Source organism: Williamsia herbipolensis (assembly GCF_000964005.1).
In the GTDB taxonomy this organism is placed as follows: Bacteria; Actinomycetota; Actinomycetes; order Mycobacteriales; family Mycobacteriaceae; genus Williamsia_A; species Williamsia_A herbipolensis.
On record NZ_JXYP01000021.1, the window covers coordinates 76,193 to 91,120 of the forward strand.

16 protein-coding genes and 1 pseudogene are annotated in these 14,928 nt (G+C 70.8%); all 17 read right to left on the minus strand.

The genetic code is table 11. The features are described 5' to 3' along the window. Positions 1-121 precede the first annotated feature (121 nt). Positions 122-985, minus strand: a pseudogene (gene lgt / locus TU34_RS11610) (prolipoprotein diacylglyceryl transferase); the annotation flags it as partial. After that, entirely contained in the window at positions 982-1,779 is a 798-nt protein-coding gene (trpA, locus tag TU34_RS11615; protein WP_045823033.1) for a tryptophan synthase subunit alpha, read from the minus strand. The pseudogene lgt and the gene trpA, both read right to left, overlap by 4 nt. Further along, positions 1,776-3,155, minus strand: a complete 1,380-nt coding sequence (gene trpB, locus TU34_RS11620; RefSeq protein WP_045823034.1) for a tryptophan synthase subunit beta — start codon at positions 3,153-3,155, stop codon at positions 1,776-1,778. Before trpB ends, trpA begins: the two co-directional genes overlap by 4 nt. A gap of 3 nt (positions 3,156-3,158) precedes the next feature. Next, positions 3,159-3,977 (minus strand): indole-3-glycerol phosphate synthase TrpC, encoded by an 819-nt coding sequence (gene trpC, locus TU34_RS11625; RefSeq protein ID WP_045823035.1) that lies wholly within the window; start codon positions 3,975-3,977, stop codon positions 3,159-3,161. Between the two features lie 129 nt (positions 3,978-4,106). Continuing rightward, positions 4,107-4,943, minus strand: a complete 837-nt coding sequence (locus TU34_RS11630) for a TIGR02234 family membrane protein (protein WP_045823036.1) — start codon at positions 4,941-4,943, stop codon at positions 4,107-4,109. Continuing rightward, complete coding sequence (locus TU34_RS11635) at positions 4,940-6,574, minus strand: anthranilate synthase component I (RefSeq protein ID WP_082080187.1); 1,635 nt, start codon at positions 6,572-6,574, stop codon at positions 4,940-4,942. The genes TU34_RS11630 and TU34_RS11635 overlap by 4 nt, the downstream gene beginning before the upstream one ends. Before the next feature lie 3 nt (positions 6,575-6,577). Further along, on the minus strand, positions 6,578-6,760 hold the full coding sequence (locus TU34_RS11640) for a tautomerase family protein (protein WP_045823037.1): 183 nt from the start codon (positions 6,758-6,760) through the stop codon (positions 6,578-6,580). After that, positions 6,760-7,113 (minus strand): phosphoribosyl-AMP cyclohydrolase, encoded by a 354-nt coding sequence (gene hisI, locus TU34_RS11645; RefSeq protein WP_045823038.1) that lies wholly within the window; start codon positions 7,111-7,113, stop codon positions 6,760-6,762. The genes TU34_RS11640 and hisI overlap by 1 nt, the downstream gene beginning before the upstream one ends. After that, the gene (hisF, locus tag TU34_RS11650; RefSeq protein ID WP_045823039.1) at positions 7,110-7,883 is read right to left on the minus strand and encodes an imidazole glycerol phosphate synthase subunit HisF; all 774 of its coding nucleotides are present in this window, start codon (positions 7,881-7,883) and stop codon (positions 7,110-7,112) included. Before hisF ends, hisI begins: the two co-directional genes overlap by 4 nt. Continuing rightward, the gene (locus TU34_RS11655; protein WP_045823040.1) at positions 7,880-8,719 is read right to left on the minus strand and encodes an inositol monophosphatase family protein; all 840 of its coding nucleotides are present in this window, start codon (positions 8,717-8,719) and stop codon (positions 7,880-7,882) included. The genes hisF and TU34_RS11655 overlap by 4 nt, the downstream gene beginning before the upstream one ends. Next, positions 8,719-9,462: a bifunctional 1-(5-phosphoribosyl)-5-((5-phosphoribosylamino)methylideneamino)imidazole-4-carboxamide isomerase/phosphoribosylanthranilate isomerase PriA gene (gene priA / locus TU34_RS11660; protein ID WP_045823041.1), complete on the minus strand. Its 744-nt coding sequence runs from the start codon at positions 9,460-9,462 to the stop codon at positions 8,719-8,721. The genes TU34_RS11655 and priA overlap by 1 nt, the downstream gene beginning before the upstream one ends. Positions 9,463-9,505: 43 nt before the next feature. After that, on the minus strand, positions 9,506-9,811 hold the full coding sequence (locus tag TU34_RS11665) for a hypothetical protein (RefSeq protein WP_065973573.1): 306 nt from the start codon (positions 9,809-9,811) through the stop codon (positions 9,506-9,508). After that, on the minus strand, positions 9,808-10,443 hold the full coding sequence (gene hisH, locus TU34_RS11670) for an imidazole glycerol phosphate synthase subunit HisH (RefSeq protein WP_045823042.1): 636 nt from the start codon (positions 10,441-10,443) through the stop codon (positions 9,808-9,810). The genes TU34_RS11665 and hisH overlap by 4 nt, the downstream gene beginning before the upstream one ends. A 14-nt stretch (positions 10,444-10,457) precedes the next feature. Continuing rightward, the gene (gene hisB, locus TU34_RS11675) at positions 10,458-11,099 is read right to left on the minus strand and encodes an imidazoleglycerol-phosphate dehydratase HisB (RefSeq protein WP_045823043.1); all 642 of its coding nucleotides are present in this window, start codon (positions 11,097-11,099) and stop codon (positions 10,458-10,460) included. After that, positions 11,096-12,244, minus strand: coding sequence for a histidinol-phosphate transaminase (locus TU34_RS11680; RefSeq protein ID WP_045823044.1), 1,149 nt, complete (start codon positions 12,242-12,244; stop codon positions 11,096-11,098). The genes hisB and TU34_RS11680 overlap by 4 nt, the downstream gene beginning before the upstream one ends. Then, positions 12,241-13,599 (minus strand): histidinol dehydrogenase, encoded by a 1,359-nt coding sequence (gene hisD, locus TU34_RS11685; protein ID WP_045823045.1) that lies wholly within the window; start codon positions 13,597-13,599, stop codon positions 12,241-12,243. Before hisD ends, TU34_RS11680 begins: the two co-directional genes overlap by 4 nt. Before the next feature lie 225 nt (positions 13,600-13,824). Continuing rightward, positions 13,825-14,877 (minus strand): NAD(P)-dependent alcohol dehydrogenase, encoded by a 1,053-nt coding sequence (locus TU34_RS11690; RefSeq protein WP_045823046.1) that lies wholly within the window; start codon positions 14,875-14,877, stop codon positions 13,825-13,827. Positions 14,878-14,928: the final 51 nt, after the last annotated feature.

The window sequence follows — 14,928 nt, forward strand, 5'->3', positions numbered from 1 at the left end:
TGACCGTGGAGTCGGCGGCCTTCGAGTCTGCGCCCTTCGAGTCTGCGCCCTTCGAGTCTGGGGCCGCGGGGTCGGCAGACGCGTCGGTGACAGGGGTCGACTCGGGACCGGCGCCGTCGCGATAGATCTCGGCGGGCGATTCGCGGCCCTTGCGGGCGAGGATCACATAGGCGATCGCGCAACAGAAGACGATCACGGCCGTGAAGACGTTGATGCGGATGCCGAAGATGTGGGTGGCCTGGTCCTCACGGAGCAGTTCGATGAAGAACCGACCCGCGCAGTACCCGGCGACGTAGAGCGCGAACAGACGGCCGTGGCCGATGCGGAACCGGCGGTCGATCACCACGAGTGCGATGACGACGAGGACGTTCCAGATCAGCTCGTAGAGGAACGTCGGTTGCACGACGTCGACGACGGTGCCGGTCGACGTGCCGTCGATGAGCCCGGGCCCGACATTGCCGTTGCGGTCGACGCGTTCGTAGATCTCCAGGCCCCACGGCAGCGTGGTGTGCGCGCCGTAGAGTTCCTGGTTGAAGTAGTTGCCCAGCCGACCTATGGCCTGCGCCAACAGGATCGGCGGTCCGATCGCGTCGCCCATCGCCGGCAGCGAGATGCCGGCGCGGCGCGCCCCGATCCAGGCGCCGAGTGCTCCGAACAGGACCGCACCCCAGATGCCGAGTCCGCCGTCCCAGATCTTGAAGGCGTCGATCGGGGTCTTCGGGCCGTCGCCGAAGTACGTCCGCCAGTCGGTCGCCAGGTGGTAGAGACGACCTCCGACGAGTCCGAACGGCACCGCCCAGATCGCGATGTCGAGCACCTCACCGTTGCGGCCACCGCGTGCCTGCCAGCGCTTGCTGCCCCACCACACCGCGACGACGATGCCGACGATGATGCACAGCGCGTAGGCCCGTAACGGGAAACCACCGAGGTACCAGACACCCTGTGAGGGACTCGGGATGTAGGCCAGGACAGCGGGGTCGGTCACCGTGCCACAGTAGCCGAACGCACTCCCGCGGCCAGCTCCTCGACGAGCGTGGAAACCGCCTCGACGCCGTCGGCGGCCGCACTGACGAGAGCGGATCCGACGATCACGCCGTCGGCGTAGGCGGCGATCTCGGCCGCCTGCGCGCCGCTGCGCACACCGAGCCCCACGCCGATCGGGATGTCGGAGTGTTCGCGGATCCGCTTGCAGAGGCCGGGGGCGGCGTTCGACACGGCGTCGCGTGCACCGGTGACGCCCATGGTCGAGGCCGCGTAGACGAAACCACGGCTGGAGTCGACGGTCATCGCCAGGCGTTCCTCCGTCGAGGACGGCGCGACGAGGAAGATCGGATCGAGGTCGTGCTCACCGGCCGCGGCCAACCAGCCGTCGGCCTCCTCCGGGATGAGGTTGGGGGTGATCAGACCACGGCCACCGGCCGCGGCGAGGTCACGGGCGAAGGCGTCGACCCCGTAGCGCAACACAGGATTCCAGTACGACATGACCACCGGGGCTCCCCCGGCGTCGGCGACCGCCTCGGCCGCGGCGAACACGTCGCGGACCCGGGTGCCCGCGCGCAGCGCCGTGTCGGCGGCGTCCTGGATGGTCGGCCCGTCCATCACCGGGTCGGAATACGGGATGCCGAGTTCGACGATGTCGCACCCCGATCGCACCAGGGCGCGCACCAGCTGCAACGAGGTCGGGACGTCGGGATAGCCGACGGGCAGATAACCGATGAGCGCACTGCGGTTCTCGGCCGAGCACTGCGCGAAGACCGGGGCCAGGCGCGACGCGCTCACGGGGTGATGCCCGGGGCCGGCGGCTGCGCCTCGGACGTGGTGCCCGCTGTGGCGTCGGCCGCTGTGGTGTCGGCCTTGGAGGGGTCGCCGAGGGTGGTGCCACTGCCGTCGCTGCCGGCCGGCTTGTCGAGCAGTCCGAACCAGCGCGCGGCGGTGTCGACGTCCTTGTCCCCGCGGCCGGACAGGTTGACCACGATGACGGCGCCCGCACCGAGTTCGGCGCCGAGTTCGATGGCGCCCGCGACGGCGTGGGCGGACTCGATGGCCGGGATGATGCCCTCGGTCTTGCTCAGCACCGACAGTGCGTCCATGGCGGCGGTGTCGGTGACCGGGCGGTACTCGGCCCGACCGGTCTCCAACAGGTGGGCGTGCTCGGGACCGACACCGGGGTAGTCGAGACCCGCGGAGATGGAGTGCGACTCGATGGTCTGGCCGTCGTCGTCCTGCAGCAGGTAGGAGTAGGCGCCCTGGAAGGCGCCGGGGGTGCCGCCGGCGAAGGTCGCGGCGTGCCGTCCGGACTCGACGCCGTCGCCGGCCGCCTCGAAACCGACCAGGCGAACGTCGGCGTCGGCGATGAACGGGTGGAAGATGCCGATCGCGTTGGATCCGCCGCCGACGCAGGCCACGACGGCGTCGGGCAGCGCACCGGTCTGTTCGAGGATCTGTGCGCGGGCCTCGAGTCCGACGATGCGCTGCAGATCGCGCACCATCAGCGGGAACGGATGGGGGCCGGCCGCGGTGCCGAAGCAGTAATACGTGGTGTGCGCGTTGGTGACCCAGTCGCGCATGGCCTCGTTGATCGCGTCCTTGAGGGTGGCCGAACCGTTGTCGACGGCGATGACCGACGCACCGAGAAGTCGCATGCGGGCCACGTTGAGCGCCTGTCGTTCGGTGTCGACGCGACCCATGTAGACGATGCACTCGAGGCCGAGCAGCGCGCAGGCGGTCGCCGTGGCGACGCCGTGCTGACCGGCACCGGTCTCGGCGATGACGCGCGTCTTGCCCATCCTCTGGGCGAGCAGCGCCTGACCGATCACGTTGTTGATCTTGTGCGAACCGGTGTGGTTCAGGTCCTCACGCTTGAGGAAGATACGGGCGCCACCGGCGGCGGCGCTCAGCCGTGTCGCCTCGAACAGCGGCGAAGGCCGACCGCTGTAGTCGCGCTGCAGGCGGTCGAGTTCGGCGAGGAAGTCGTCGTCGCTGCGGACCTTCTCGTAGGTCGTCGTCACCTCGTCGATCACGGCCATCAACGCCTCGGGCACGTGCCGACCGCCGAAGCTGCCGAAGTATCCGCGGGCGTCGGGGTCGAAGGCGGTGCGCTCGGACAGGCCCACGCTGGCGGTGGGGAAAGGACGTGCGGCGTGCTCGGTGGACACCGGTCAGCGCACCGGCTTCGGGCACGACGGGTGCGTCCCGGCGGTGACGAGCTCGCGTACCGCGGCACGGGGGTCACCGCTGGTGACCAGTCCTTCGCCGACGAGCACGGCGTCGGCACCCGCGCCGGCGTAGGCCAGCAGGTCTGCCGTGCCGCGGACACCCGACTCGGCGATGCGGATGGTCTCGGTGGGCAGCCCCGGTGCGATGCGCGCGAAGGTGTCGGTGTCGACCTCGAGGGTCTTGAGGTTGCGTGCGTTGACACCCACGACCGAGGCCCCGGCCTCGAGGGCGCGGTCGGCCTCCTCCTCGGTGTGCACCTCGACGAGCGCGGTCATGCCCAGCGACTCGGTCCGGTCGAGCAGCGAGGCGAGGACGTTCTGTTCGAGCGCGGCCACGATCAGCAGGATGACGTCGGCGCCGTGGGCCCGCGCCTCGTGGATCTGGTACGGCCCGACGATGAAGTCCTTGCGCAACACGGGGATCTGCACCGCCGCGCGGACCGCGTCGAGATCGTCGAGGGAACCGCCGAAGCGACGTCCCTCGGTGAGCACGCTGATGATGCGCGCGCCGCCGCTCTCGTAGGCCTGGGCGAGGGCGGCGGGGTCGGCGATGGCGGCGAGATCGCCGCGCGACGGGCTGGCCCGCTTCGCCTCGGCGATGACGCCGATGCCGGTCTCGCGCAACGCGGCTGCTGCGTCACGCGGATCGGGGGCGGCGGCGGAGGCGACCTTCACGGCGGCGAAATCGAGCACCGCCTCGCGGGCGGCGACATCGGCCTTCACCCCGTCGATGATCGAGTCGAGGACAGTCGGCGTACTCATGGGTGCGCGGCCCCCTTCCGGCGGTGACGGGCGGGAATCGGTGGGTGGTCCACGTCATCCGGTGTTCGCATCAGGGTATCCCGCCAACCGGAGTCGCCCCTCAGGCGGGGTGGGCTCGGGTCGCAGGTGTCAGCGGGTCGACCGACCGGGGTCGTCGTCGCTGGTGGACGGCCCGCCACTGCGACCGTCCGGTCGTATCCGGGTCGGGTCGGCGCCGTTGTCGAGGGCGTCCCACAGCATGCGCTCGGTGAGATCGTCGTCCGGTCCGTCGGCCGCCGCGGGTATCTGCGTACCGGGTGTCTTCGCGGGGTCGGCGGTCCGGTCGCGGTCGGCGAACACCTTCTCCTCGAGTTCGGCGCGACGTGCGGCGGGCGAGCGGTACTTCGACGACATCGGCGCTGCGCCCCGCGCCCCCCGCAGCAGGACCACCGCGGCCGCCACGGCGAGCAACCCACCGATGAACACGACGATCGCCGCCTGGTCGTGGGTGTCGACCGACACCACCTGGTAGCGGCCGGGCACGTCGACGGCCTTGGCGGCGTAGGCGCCCGGGTTGTCGCCGGTGAGCAGCGAGATGGCGGGCAGCACCCCGAGGATGCCGATGAGGGCGACGATGAGCGCCGTGATCCGCAGCGCCCAGCCGCGCAACGACACCGCCGCCGCGATCGCCGCGACGAGCACGATGGCCACCGGCGTGAGCCAGGGACTCCAGTCGGATCCGTGGACGGTGAAACCGCGTTCGGGACCGAGTCCGTCGCTGGTGGACAGCGACGCCCACGTCAGTCGCGAGGCGGCCCACAGCGCCGCGGCCGCGGCGGCCAACAGGATCGACGCGGTGGTCAGCGTCCGGCGGCGATGCGCACGTTCGGCGGCCGCGACGTCGACGGTGCCGGACCCGGCACGCGGGTCGGGCTCGTCGGTCGGCTGCCGGTCTGGGGTGTGGGGCTGGTCGGGCGTCTCGGTCATGACGTGTGGTCGCGCTCCTCGCTGGTGGTCGTCCGGTCGGGGCCGGCGCCCGGTTCGTCGGTCGAGGCGCCGTCGACGCGACGCATGGTCTGCGCCGCGGCGACCGCGGAGAGCACGGTGCGTGCCTTGTTGCGCGCCTCGTTGAACTCGTAGACGGGGTCGCTGTCGGCGACCACACCGCCGCCCGCCTGCACGTACGCGGTGCCGTCCGCCATCACCGCGGTGCGGATGGCGATCGCGGTGTCGGCGTCGCCGGCGAAATCGAGGTACCCCACGATCCCGCCGTAGAGGCCTCGTCGGGTCTGCTCGTGTTCGTCGATCAGCTCCATCGCCCGCACCTTGGGCGCGCCGGTCAGGGTCCCCGCGGGGAAGCACGCCGACACCGCGTCGAGGGCGGTGGCGTCCTCGCGCAGACGTCCGGTCACCGTCGACACCAGATGCATCACGTGGCTGTAGCGCTCGATGTGCCGGTAGTCGTGCACCGTGACCGTTCCCGGCTCACACACCCGGCCCAGGTCGTTGCGTCCGAGGTCGACGAGCATGAGGTGCTCGGAGTTCTCCTTCTCGTCGGCGAGGAGGTCCTTGGCCAGCAGCACGTCCTCCTCCTCGGTCGCACCGCGCCACCGGGTACCCGCGATCGGATGTGTGGTGGCGACCTGGTCGTGGACGGTCACCAGCGCCTCGGGGCTCGACCCGACGACGGTGAACGGATCGCGTCCGCCGTGCTCGGCGCCGATACCTGGGACCCGCAGGAGGTACATGTACGGACTCGGGTTCGATGCGCGCAGCACCCGGTAGACGTCGATGGGATCGGCGTCGGTGGTCATCTCGAACCGCATCGACGGCACCACCTGGAAGGCCTCACCCGCCTCGATCTCGCCGACCAGGGCGGTGACGACGGTGCCGTACTCCTCCTGGGTGCGTTGGCTGCGGTACTCCGGGTCGGGCGTGGCGAAGGTCGACACGGTCGACGGTGTCGGTGCCGCCAGGTCCGCGGTCATGCGGTCGAGGCGCACGACGGCGTCGTCGTAGGCGGCGTCGACGCGGTCGTCGGAGCCGTCGAAGTTGATGGCGTTGGCGATGAGGGTGATCGCGCCCTCGTGATGGTCGACGGCCGCGATGTCGGCGGCGAGCAACATCATCATCTCCGGCAGGTGCAGGTCGTCGATCGTGGTGTCGGGCAGCTTCTCGAGTCGCCGGACCGCGTCGTAGGCCAGATATCCGACGAAACCGCCGGTGAGGGGAGGCATACCGGGCAGCCGGTCGGTGGCGAGCAACCGTAGCGACTCCGCGAGTGCCACCAGCGGATCGCCGTCGAGGGGCGCGCCGTCGGGGACCGTGCCCCACCAGTGCGCCTGACCGTCGACGACGGTCAGCGCCGCCGGTGAATTGACGCCGATGAACGACCACCGCGACCACGAACGACCGTTCTCGGCCGACTCCAGCAGGAAGGTGCCGGGCCGGTCACCGGCGAGCTTGCGGTAGGCCGACAACGGCGTCTCGGAATCGGCGAGGACCTTGCGGGTGACGGGGACGACGCGATGATCACGCGCGAGTTCGACGAACACCTCGCGCGGGGTGGTCCCGTCGGTCGGGTGACGTCGCGAGGTCGGGCGGGTCGAGGTGGGCACGCCCTATTGTCCCAGCGGTTCCCCGCCGACGCCCCAGTGGGACCGGGGGACCTCGGTGATGGTGACCCACACCGAGTCGGGATCCTTGCCGGTGGCCTTGGCGTAGGCCTCGGTGACCGCGGCGATGGTCTCGCGCTTCACGCGGTCACTGGATCCGGGGGTCTGCGAGATCTGGATGAGGGGCATCAGGGGCCTTTCACGTCGAGTGCGCGCGACGGGTCGAAACAACTGTGCGTCCCGGTGTGACAGGCGGGACCGGTCTGGTCGACGATCACCAGCAGGGCGTCACCGTCACAGTCCAGCCGCACCTCGTGCACGGCCTGGACGTGTCCGCTGGTCTCCCCCTTCACCCAGTATTCCCGGCGTGAGCGCGACCAGTAGGTGGCCCGACCGGTGGCCAGCGTCCGCGCCAGCGCCTCGGCGTCCATCCAGGCGAGCATCAGCACCTCGCCGGTGGAACGCTCCTGCACCACCGCGGCGACCAGACCGTCGTCGGTGCGGCGCAACCGCTGTTCTATGGCCGGGTCGAGGCCGCTCACCGGACGATCACCCCGTCACGGCGCATCGCGTCCTTGACCTCGCCGATCCGCAGCTCGCCGAAGTGGAAGACCGAGGCGGCCAACACCGCATCGGCGCCCGCGCGGATCGCGGGTGTGAAGTGCTCGACACGCCCGGCACCGCCGCTGGCGATCACCGGGACGGTGACGGCGGCACGGACCGCACCGATCATCGTCAGATCGAAACCGTTCTTGGTGCCGTCGGCGTCCATCGAGTTGAGCAGGATCTCCCCCACGCCCAGATCCTGTCCGCGACGGGCCCACTCGACCGCGTCGATGCCGGTACCGCGGCGACCACCATGGGTGGTGACCTCCCAGCCCGACGGTGTCGGGGCCGCTCCGTCGGGGACGGTGCGCGCGTCGACCGACAGCACGATGCACTGCGACCCGAAGTGGCGACTCATCTCCTCGAGCACCTCCGGGCGCGCGATGGCCGCGGTGTTGACGCCGACCTTGTCCGCACCCGCCCGCAGCAACGTGTCGACATCGGCGACGGTGCGCACACCACCACCGACGGTGAGCGGGATGAACACCTGATCGGCGGTGCGACGGACGACGTCGAGCATCGTCGACCGGCCCGAACTCGAGGCGGTGACGTCGAGGAAGGTCAGTTCGTCGGCGCCCGCCGCGTCGTAGGCCGCGGCGAGTTCGACCGGGTCGCCGGCGTCACGCAGGTCGACGAAGTTGACTCCCTTGACCACCCGGCCGGCGTCGACGTCGAGACACGGGATGACCCGCACGGCGACGGTCATGACCGACCCTCCGGCGGGCCGACCTCGGCGATGATCGACGCCAGCTCGGCGTGCACCCCCGGTGCGCCGACCAGCATCGACGGCGACGACACCGTCCACGGCGCCCCGGCGAGGTCGGTGACCTCTCCCCCGGCGGCCAGGACGAGAGCGGCACCGGCCGCGTTGTCCCAGGCGTGGTGTCCGAAACACACTGCGCCACCGATGTTCCCGGCCGCGCACAGCGCCATGTCGATGCCCGTGCTGCCGAGCAGGCGCAGCCGCGACACCCGTCGGGAGAGCTGCCCGAGGATGTCGACCCGCCACTGTCCGGGGTACCGGCCGCGACTGTCGACGTTGAACGCGCCGAACGCGATCATCGAGTCCTCGAGGCGGGTGGTGCGCAGCGGCGGGAGCTCCTCGCCGTTGCAGACCACCGGCCCGTCGACGAACGCGGCGTAGCGGCGGTCGAACAGCGGGAGCCAGGTGAGGCCGAGCACCGGCGCACCGTCGTGCAGCAGGGCCACGAGGGTGCCGGCGAGAGGCAGACCGGCCGAGTAGTTGGCGGTGCCGTCGATCGGGTCGACCACCCACACCGTCCCCGAGGTGACGTCGGGTCCGCCGTATTCTTCACCGTGGACCGCGATCCCGGTGGCGTCGGACAGCCTCGCCGAGAGCAGTCGTTCCAGTTCGAGGTCGAGTTCGGTCGCGAAGTCGTTGCCGCCCTTTTCGACCGCACTCGGCGCGCCGAGCCCCTCGACGAACCGCGGCGTGATCTCGTCGAGCAGGTCCGCGGCGATCGACAGCAGCCGCGGCGGGTCGAGATCGGCGGGCAGGGTCCCGACGACGGTCGAGGCCATCACCGCCCGGCCACTGCGGCCAGCGCCTCAGACAGCGTGAACCGCCCGGCGTAGAGCGCCTTCCCGATGATCGCGCCCTCGACACCGCGGTCGACCAGCGTCGCGATGGCGGTGAGGTCGGCGACGGCCGACACCCCGCCCGACGCGACCACCGGCGCGGAAGCGGCGTCGGCGACCTGCCCGAGGAGCTCGAGATTCGGCCCGGTGAGCGTGCCGTCCTTGCTCACGTCGGTGACGACGTAGCGGCTGCACCCGTCGCGTTCGAGACGCTCGAGGACCTCCCAGAGGTCACCGCCGTCGGAGACCCAGCCGCGTCCACGCAGCCGCCAGCCACGGTCCTCGTGAACCGCGTCGAGCCCGATGGCGACACGATCGCCGTACTCCCCGACGACCCGTGCGCACCAGTCCGGGTCCTCGAGCGCCGCGGTGCCGATGTTGACGCGGGTACAGCCGGTGGCCAGCGCCGCGCGCAGCGAGTCGTCGTCGCGGATCCCACCCGAGAGTTCGACCTTCACGTCGAGTTCGCCCACGACCGCCGCGAGGAGTTCGCGGTTGTCGCCGCGGCCGAACGCGGCGTCGAGGTCGACCAGATGGATCCACTCGGCGCCGTCACGCTGCCAGGCCATCGCGGCCTCGCGCGGCGACCCGTAGGACGTCTCCGACCCCGCCGCCCCCTGGACGAGCCGGACGGCCTGACCGTCGGCGACGTCGACCGCGGGGAGGAGTTCGAGCGTGGACGGCATCTGGTGGGGCCTTTCGTCGGGAGTGACCGCGGGACGCGGGGTCTCAGTGGTCGTCATCGGCGGGCGACGACGGTGAGGTGGGGGTCTGGGGTGGTGCTGGGTGCGGGTCGGACTCGAGGGAGCGGGCGGCTGCGTCGACCATCCGGTTGGCCACCACACCCATCACGGCGATGGCGACCGCGACGGCCAGGAGCGCGACGACCAACGCGGCGGGCGCCGACACCCGTGTCACCCCGTAGATGACGGGCACCGAGACGACCAACACCGACGTTCCGGCGCCGAGCACCGCGAGCGCGAGTCGCGCGTAGGAGAACGCGCGGGGGGCCGGTCGATCCCGGTCGGTGCTCACAACGACCGGACCCAGTTCTCGAGCAGCTGCGCGCCCGCGTCCCCCGATTTCTCGGGGTGGAACTGGGTGGCCGACAACGGTCCGTTCTCGACCGCGGCGAGGAACGGTCCGCCGTGTTCGGCCCAGGTGGTGATCGCCGGCGCGAGGCGCGAACCGTCGCTGTCGAGGTCCCACGACTGCGCCGCGTAGGAGTGCACGAAGTAGAAGCGCGTGTCGGCGTCGAGGCCGTCGAACAGGACCGACCCGGCACCGGCGGCGACGGTGTTCCACCCCATGTGCGGCAGCACCGGAGCGGGGAGTTGCGTGACGGCGCCGGGCCATTCACCGCAGCCCGCGGCCTGCACACCGAACTCGACACCTTCGTCGAACAGGATCTGCATCCCGACACAGATGCCGAGCACCGGACGTCCCCCGGCCAACCGCTGATCGATGATCCGGTCGCCGCGGGCGGCGGTCAGACCCGCCATGCACGCGGCGAAGGCACCGACCCCGGGTACGACGAGACCGTCGCACTCGGTGGCCACCTCACGGTCGGCGGTGACGGTGACCTCCGCACCGGTGCGCTCGAGCGCCCGCTGCGCGGACCGGAGGTTGCCCGACCCGTAGTCGAGGATCGTGACGCGGGGACTCATGAGCGCCGCCGCATCTAGAGCGCACCCTTGGTCGACGGCACTCCCGTGGCGCGGGGGTCCGGCTCGGAGGCGGCGCGCAACGCACGCGCGACCGCCTTGTACTGCGCCTCGGTGATGTGGTGCTGATCGCGTCCGTAGAGCACCCGGACGTGCAGGGCGATGCGCGCGTTCGTGGCCAGCGTCTCGAACACGTGACGGTTGATCACGGTGTTGTAGGCGACACCGGGGTTACCGCCGATCACGGAGGTCAGCAGGTGCTCGGGTTCTCCGGTGTGCACGAAGTAGGGCCGCCCCGACAGGTCGACGGCGGCGTGGGCCAGCGCCTCGTCCATCGGGATCCACGCGTCGCCGAACCGCCGGATGCCGCGCTTGTCGCCGAGCGCGAGATCGATGGCCTGCCCGAGCACGATCGCGGTGTCCTCGACGGTGTGGTGCGACTCGATGTCGACGTCGCCGGTCGCGGTGACGGTGAGATCGAAGCTGCCGTGGGCGCCGAACGCCGTCAGCATGTGGTCGTAGAAGGCCACGCCGGTCGAGATGTTCGTCTTCCCGGTTCCGTCGAGGTCGATCTCGACGGCCACCGAGGACTCGCGGGTGACGCGCTCGACGCGGGCACTCCGCCGTGCGGCGCCGGGATCGGTGGCGGTGTCGGTCATCGCAGTACTCCGTCGGTTCGGGGGTCGGATGCGAGCAGGCCGTCGGCGGCCACCTCGGCGGCGGCGCGCAGGAACGCGTCGTTCTCGGCGGCCAGCCCGATGGTGGCACGCAGGTGTCCGGGGATACGCAGGTCGCGGATCAACACGCCGCGGTCGAGGAACCGCTGCCATGCGATCGCCGCGTCGGTGAGATGTCCGAACAGGACGAAGTTGGCGTCGGAATCGACGACGGAGTAGCCGAGCGCGGTCAGTTCGGCCACCACGCGACCGCGTTCGGCGACGATAGCCGCGACGGTCGCCAAGGTGTCGTCGGCGTGACGCAGGGCCGCCCGCGCGGCGGCCTGGGTGACGACCGAGAGGTGATACGGCAACCGCACCAACAAAAGCGATTCGACGAGTGCCGGGGAGGCCACGAGGTAGCCGAGGCGGCCGCCGGCGAAGGCGAACGCCTTGCTCATGGTCCGGGTCACCACGAGGCGGTCGCCGAACTCGTCGAGGAGCGCGATCGCGCTCGGGCGGTCGGAGAACTCCCCGTAGGCCTCGTCGACGATGACGATGCCCGGCGCCACCGACACGACCGCCCGGATGTCGTCGAGCGACAGCGACTGTCCGGTCGGGTTGTTCGGCGAGGTGAGGAACACGACGTCGGGTGCGCGACGCCCGATCTCGGCCACCGCGGCGGTGACGTCGAGGGTGAAATCGGCCTCGCGCAGCATCTCCACCCAGGTGGTGTCGGTGCCGCCGGTGATGATCGAGTGCATCGAGTACGACGGCACGAAGCCGATCGCGGTGCGGCCGGGACCGCCGTAGGCCTGAAGCAGCTGCTGCAGGATCTCGTTGGATCCGTTTGCCGCCCACAGGTTCTCGACACCGAGCTCGACACCGGTGCGGCCGGTGAGGTAGCGGGCGAGATCGGCGCGCAGCGCGACGGCGTCGCGGTCGGGGTAACGGTGCAGCACCGCCGCCGCCTGCCGCACCGATTCGGCGACGTCGTCGACGAGGGCCTGCGACGGCGGGTGCGGGTTCTCGTTCGTGTTCAGCGCGACGGGCACGTCGAGTTGCGGTGCGCCGTAGGCGTGTTGCCCGCGCAACGCCTCCCGCAACGGCAGGTCGGCGAGGGTGAACCGCGCTCCGGGGGCGCTCACACCGGACTCCCCGACGCCGGGACGTCGACGAAGCGCGCGGTGACCGCGTCGCCGTGGGCGGGGAGGTCCTCGGCCTGGGCGAGCGCGACGACGTGGGGGGCCACGTCGGCGAGTGCGGCGCGGTCGTAGTCGACGATGTGGACCCCGCGCAGGAACGTCTGCACCGACAGCCCGGAGCTGTGCCGGGCCGAACCCGAGGTCGGGAGAACGTGATTGGAGCCCGCGCAGTAGTCGCCGAGGCTCACCGGTGAGTACCGGCCGACGAAGATCGCACCGGCGTTGCGGACGCGGTCGGCCACCGCGGGGGCGTCGGCGGTCTGGATCTCGAGGTGCTCGGCGGCGTAGGCGTCGACCACCGCGATCCCGTGGTCGATGTCGTCGACGAGCACGATGCCCGACTGCGCGCCCGACAGGGCCGTGCGCACACGGTCGGTGTGCCGGGTCGTCTCGACCTGCGCGGCCACCTCGGCGTCGACGCGGTCGGCGAGGTCGACGCTGTCGGTGACCAGCACCGAGGCGGCCAGGACGTCGTGTTCGGCCTGGCTGATGAGGTCGGCGGCGACGGCGGTGGCATCGGCGTCACCGTCGGCGAGGATCGCGATCTCGGTGGGTCCGGCCTCGGAGTCGATGCCGACGACGCTGCGGCACAGGCGCTTCGCCGCGGTCACGTAGATGTTGCCCGGCCCGGTGATGAGGTCGACGGGCGCCAGCTCGGCCCCGGCGGAGTTCTCGGTGGCCCCGATGTCGGTGCCACCGTAGGTGAGGAGTGCGACGGCCTGGGCGCCGCCGACGGCCCACACCTCGTCGATCCCGAGCAGCGCGCACGCGGCGAGGATCGTGGGGTGCGGCCATCCGCCGTGGGCGGTCTGCGGGGGCGAGGCGACGACGAGTGACGCGACACCGGCCTCCTGTGCGGGGACCACGTTCATGATGACGCTCGACGGGTAGACGGCGTTGCCGCCGGGGACGTAGAGCCCCACCCGGGCGACCGGGATCCACTTCTCGGTGACCGAGCCGCCGGGGACCACCTCGGTCCGCGTGGTCGACCGACGCTGGTCGGCGTGCACGATCCGTGCGCGTCGGATCGACTCCTCCAGTGCGGTCCGCACGGTCGGGTCGACCGATGCGAGGGCCTGCTCGAGCACCTGCGCAGGCACCCGCACCGACGACGGCGTCACACCATCGAACCGCGCACCGAAGTCCAGTGCCGCCCGGACACCGTCGTCGCGGACCGCGGCCACGACCGGCGCGACCGTGGCGAGCACCGACTCGATGTCGGTGCCCCCGCGCGGGAGCGCTCGCCGGAGTTCCGCCGCGGTGTGCGCACGGCCACGGAGGTCGGTTCGGGACAACATTGCGCGGGACTCCTGCGGGTCGGGTGCGGGCTGGTCGGGTCTGGCGACGGTCGGGGCTGCCACCTGGCGTGGTCCTGTCAAGGATATGGGGTCCGGCCAGCCGTTTTCGACGCCGGGTACCCGCCGTGAGACGACGACGTCGGCCGCCGGTCACCACCGTGAGGGTGGTGACCGACGGCCGACGGGGGTCGATCTCGGGTCACGTCGTGACCCGGTTCACAGCGATCAGGCAGACGCCAGGGTCGCGGTGTCGATCACGAAGCGGTAGCGCACGTCGGAGGAGACGGCGCGGTCGTAGGCCTCGTTGACCTGATCGGCCGAGATGGTCTCGATCTCGGCGGCGATCTCGTGCTCGGCGCAGAAGTCGAGCATCTCCTGGGTCAGCGCGATGCCGCCGACCATGGACCCCGACAGCGAACGACGGTTGGTGAGCAGCGCGAACGCCGCGACCTGCAGCGGGTTCTCCGGCACACCGAGCTCGACCAGCGCGCCGTCGATGGCGAGCAGTCCGATGTAGTCGTCGAGCGGGAGGTTCACCGACACCGTGTTCAGGATGAGGTCGAACTGGCCGGCCAGATCCTTGAACAGCTGCTTGTTGTCCTTGGTGGCGTAGTAGTGGTCGGCACCGAAGCGCTTGCCGTCCTCTTCCTTGCTGGTGGTCTGGCTGAGCACCGTGACCTCGGCGCCGAGCGCGTGGGCGATCTTCACGCCGACGTGTCCGAGACCGCCCATGCCGATGATGGCGACCTTCTTGCCCGGGCCCGCGCCCCACTTCTTCAGCGGTGCGTAGAGCGTGATGCCGGCGCAGAGCAGCGGCGCGGCGACGTCGAGCTCGATGCCGTCGGGGATCTTCAGGACGAACTTCTCGGTGACGACGACCGACTGCGAGTACCCGCCGTGGGTGAACTCACCCTCGTAGGTCTTCGAGTTGTAGGTCTGGACGACACCCTTCTCGCAGTACTGCTCGTCGCCGTTCTTGCAGGGCGCGCACTCGCCGCAGGAGTCGACGAAGCAGCCGACGCCGACGCGGTCGCCGACGTTGTGCAGGGTGACCTCGGAGCCGACCTCGGCGACAACGCCCGCGATCTCGTGGCCGGGGACGACCGGGTACTTGGTGCCCTTCCACTCATTGCGCGCGGTGTGGATGTCGGAGTGGCAGATGCCGGCGAACTTGATGTCGATACGGACATCCTTGGGCCCCAGTTCGCGTCGTTCGATGGTCGAGATGGTGAGCGGGTCGGTCGCGCTGGTGGCGATAACGGCGTTCACAGTTGGCACAGAAATCGTGTCCTTTCGGGCCTTGCGGAGCGCGCTGTTCAGCGCGCCGGG

Coding starts and splice junctions, on each gene's coding strand:
- trpC (WP_045823035.1), bottom strand. CDS start 3,977: ATGAGTACGCCGACTGTCCTCGACTCGATCATCGACGGGGTGAAGGCC.
- TU34_RS11630 (WP_045823036.1), bottom strand. CDS start 4,943: ATGACCGAGACGCCCGACCAGCCCCACACCCCAGACCGGCAGCCGACC.
- TU34_RS11640 (WP_045823037.1), bottom strand. CDS start 6,760: ATGCCCCTCATCCAGATCTCGCAGACCCCCGGATCCAGTGACCGCGTG.
- hisF (WP_045823039.1), bottom strand. CDS start 7,883: ATGACCGTCGCCGTGCGGGTCATCCCGTGTCTCGACGTCGACGCCGGC.
- TU34_RS11655 (WP_045823040.1), bottom strand. CDS start 8,719: ATGGCCTCGACCGTCGTCGGGACCCTGCCCGCCGATCTCGACCCGCCG.
- priA (WP_045823041.1), bottom strand. CDS start 9,462: ATGCCGTCCACGCTCGAACTCCTCCCCGCGGTCGACGTCGCCGACGGT.
- hisH (WP_045823042.1), bottom strand. CDS start 10,443: ATGAGTCCCCGCGTCACGATCCTCGACTACGGGTCGGGCAACCTCCGG.
- hisB (WP_045823043.1), bottom strand. CDS start 11,099: ATGACCGACACCGCCACCGATCCCGGCGCCGCACGGCGGAGTGCCCGC.
- hisD (WP_045823045.1), bottom strand. CDS start 13,599: ATGTTGTCCCGAACCGACCTCCGTGGCCGTGCGCACACCGCGGCGGAA.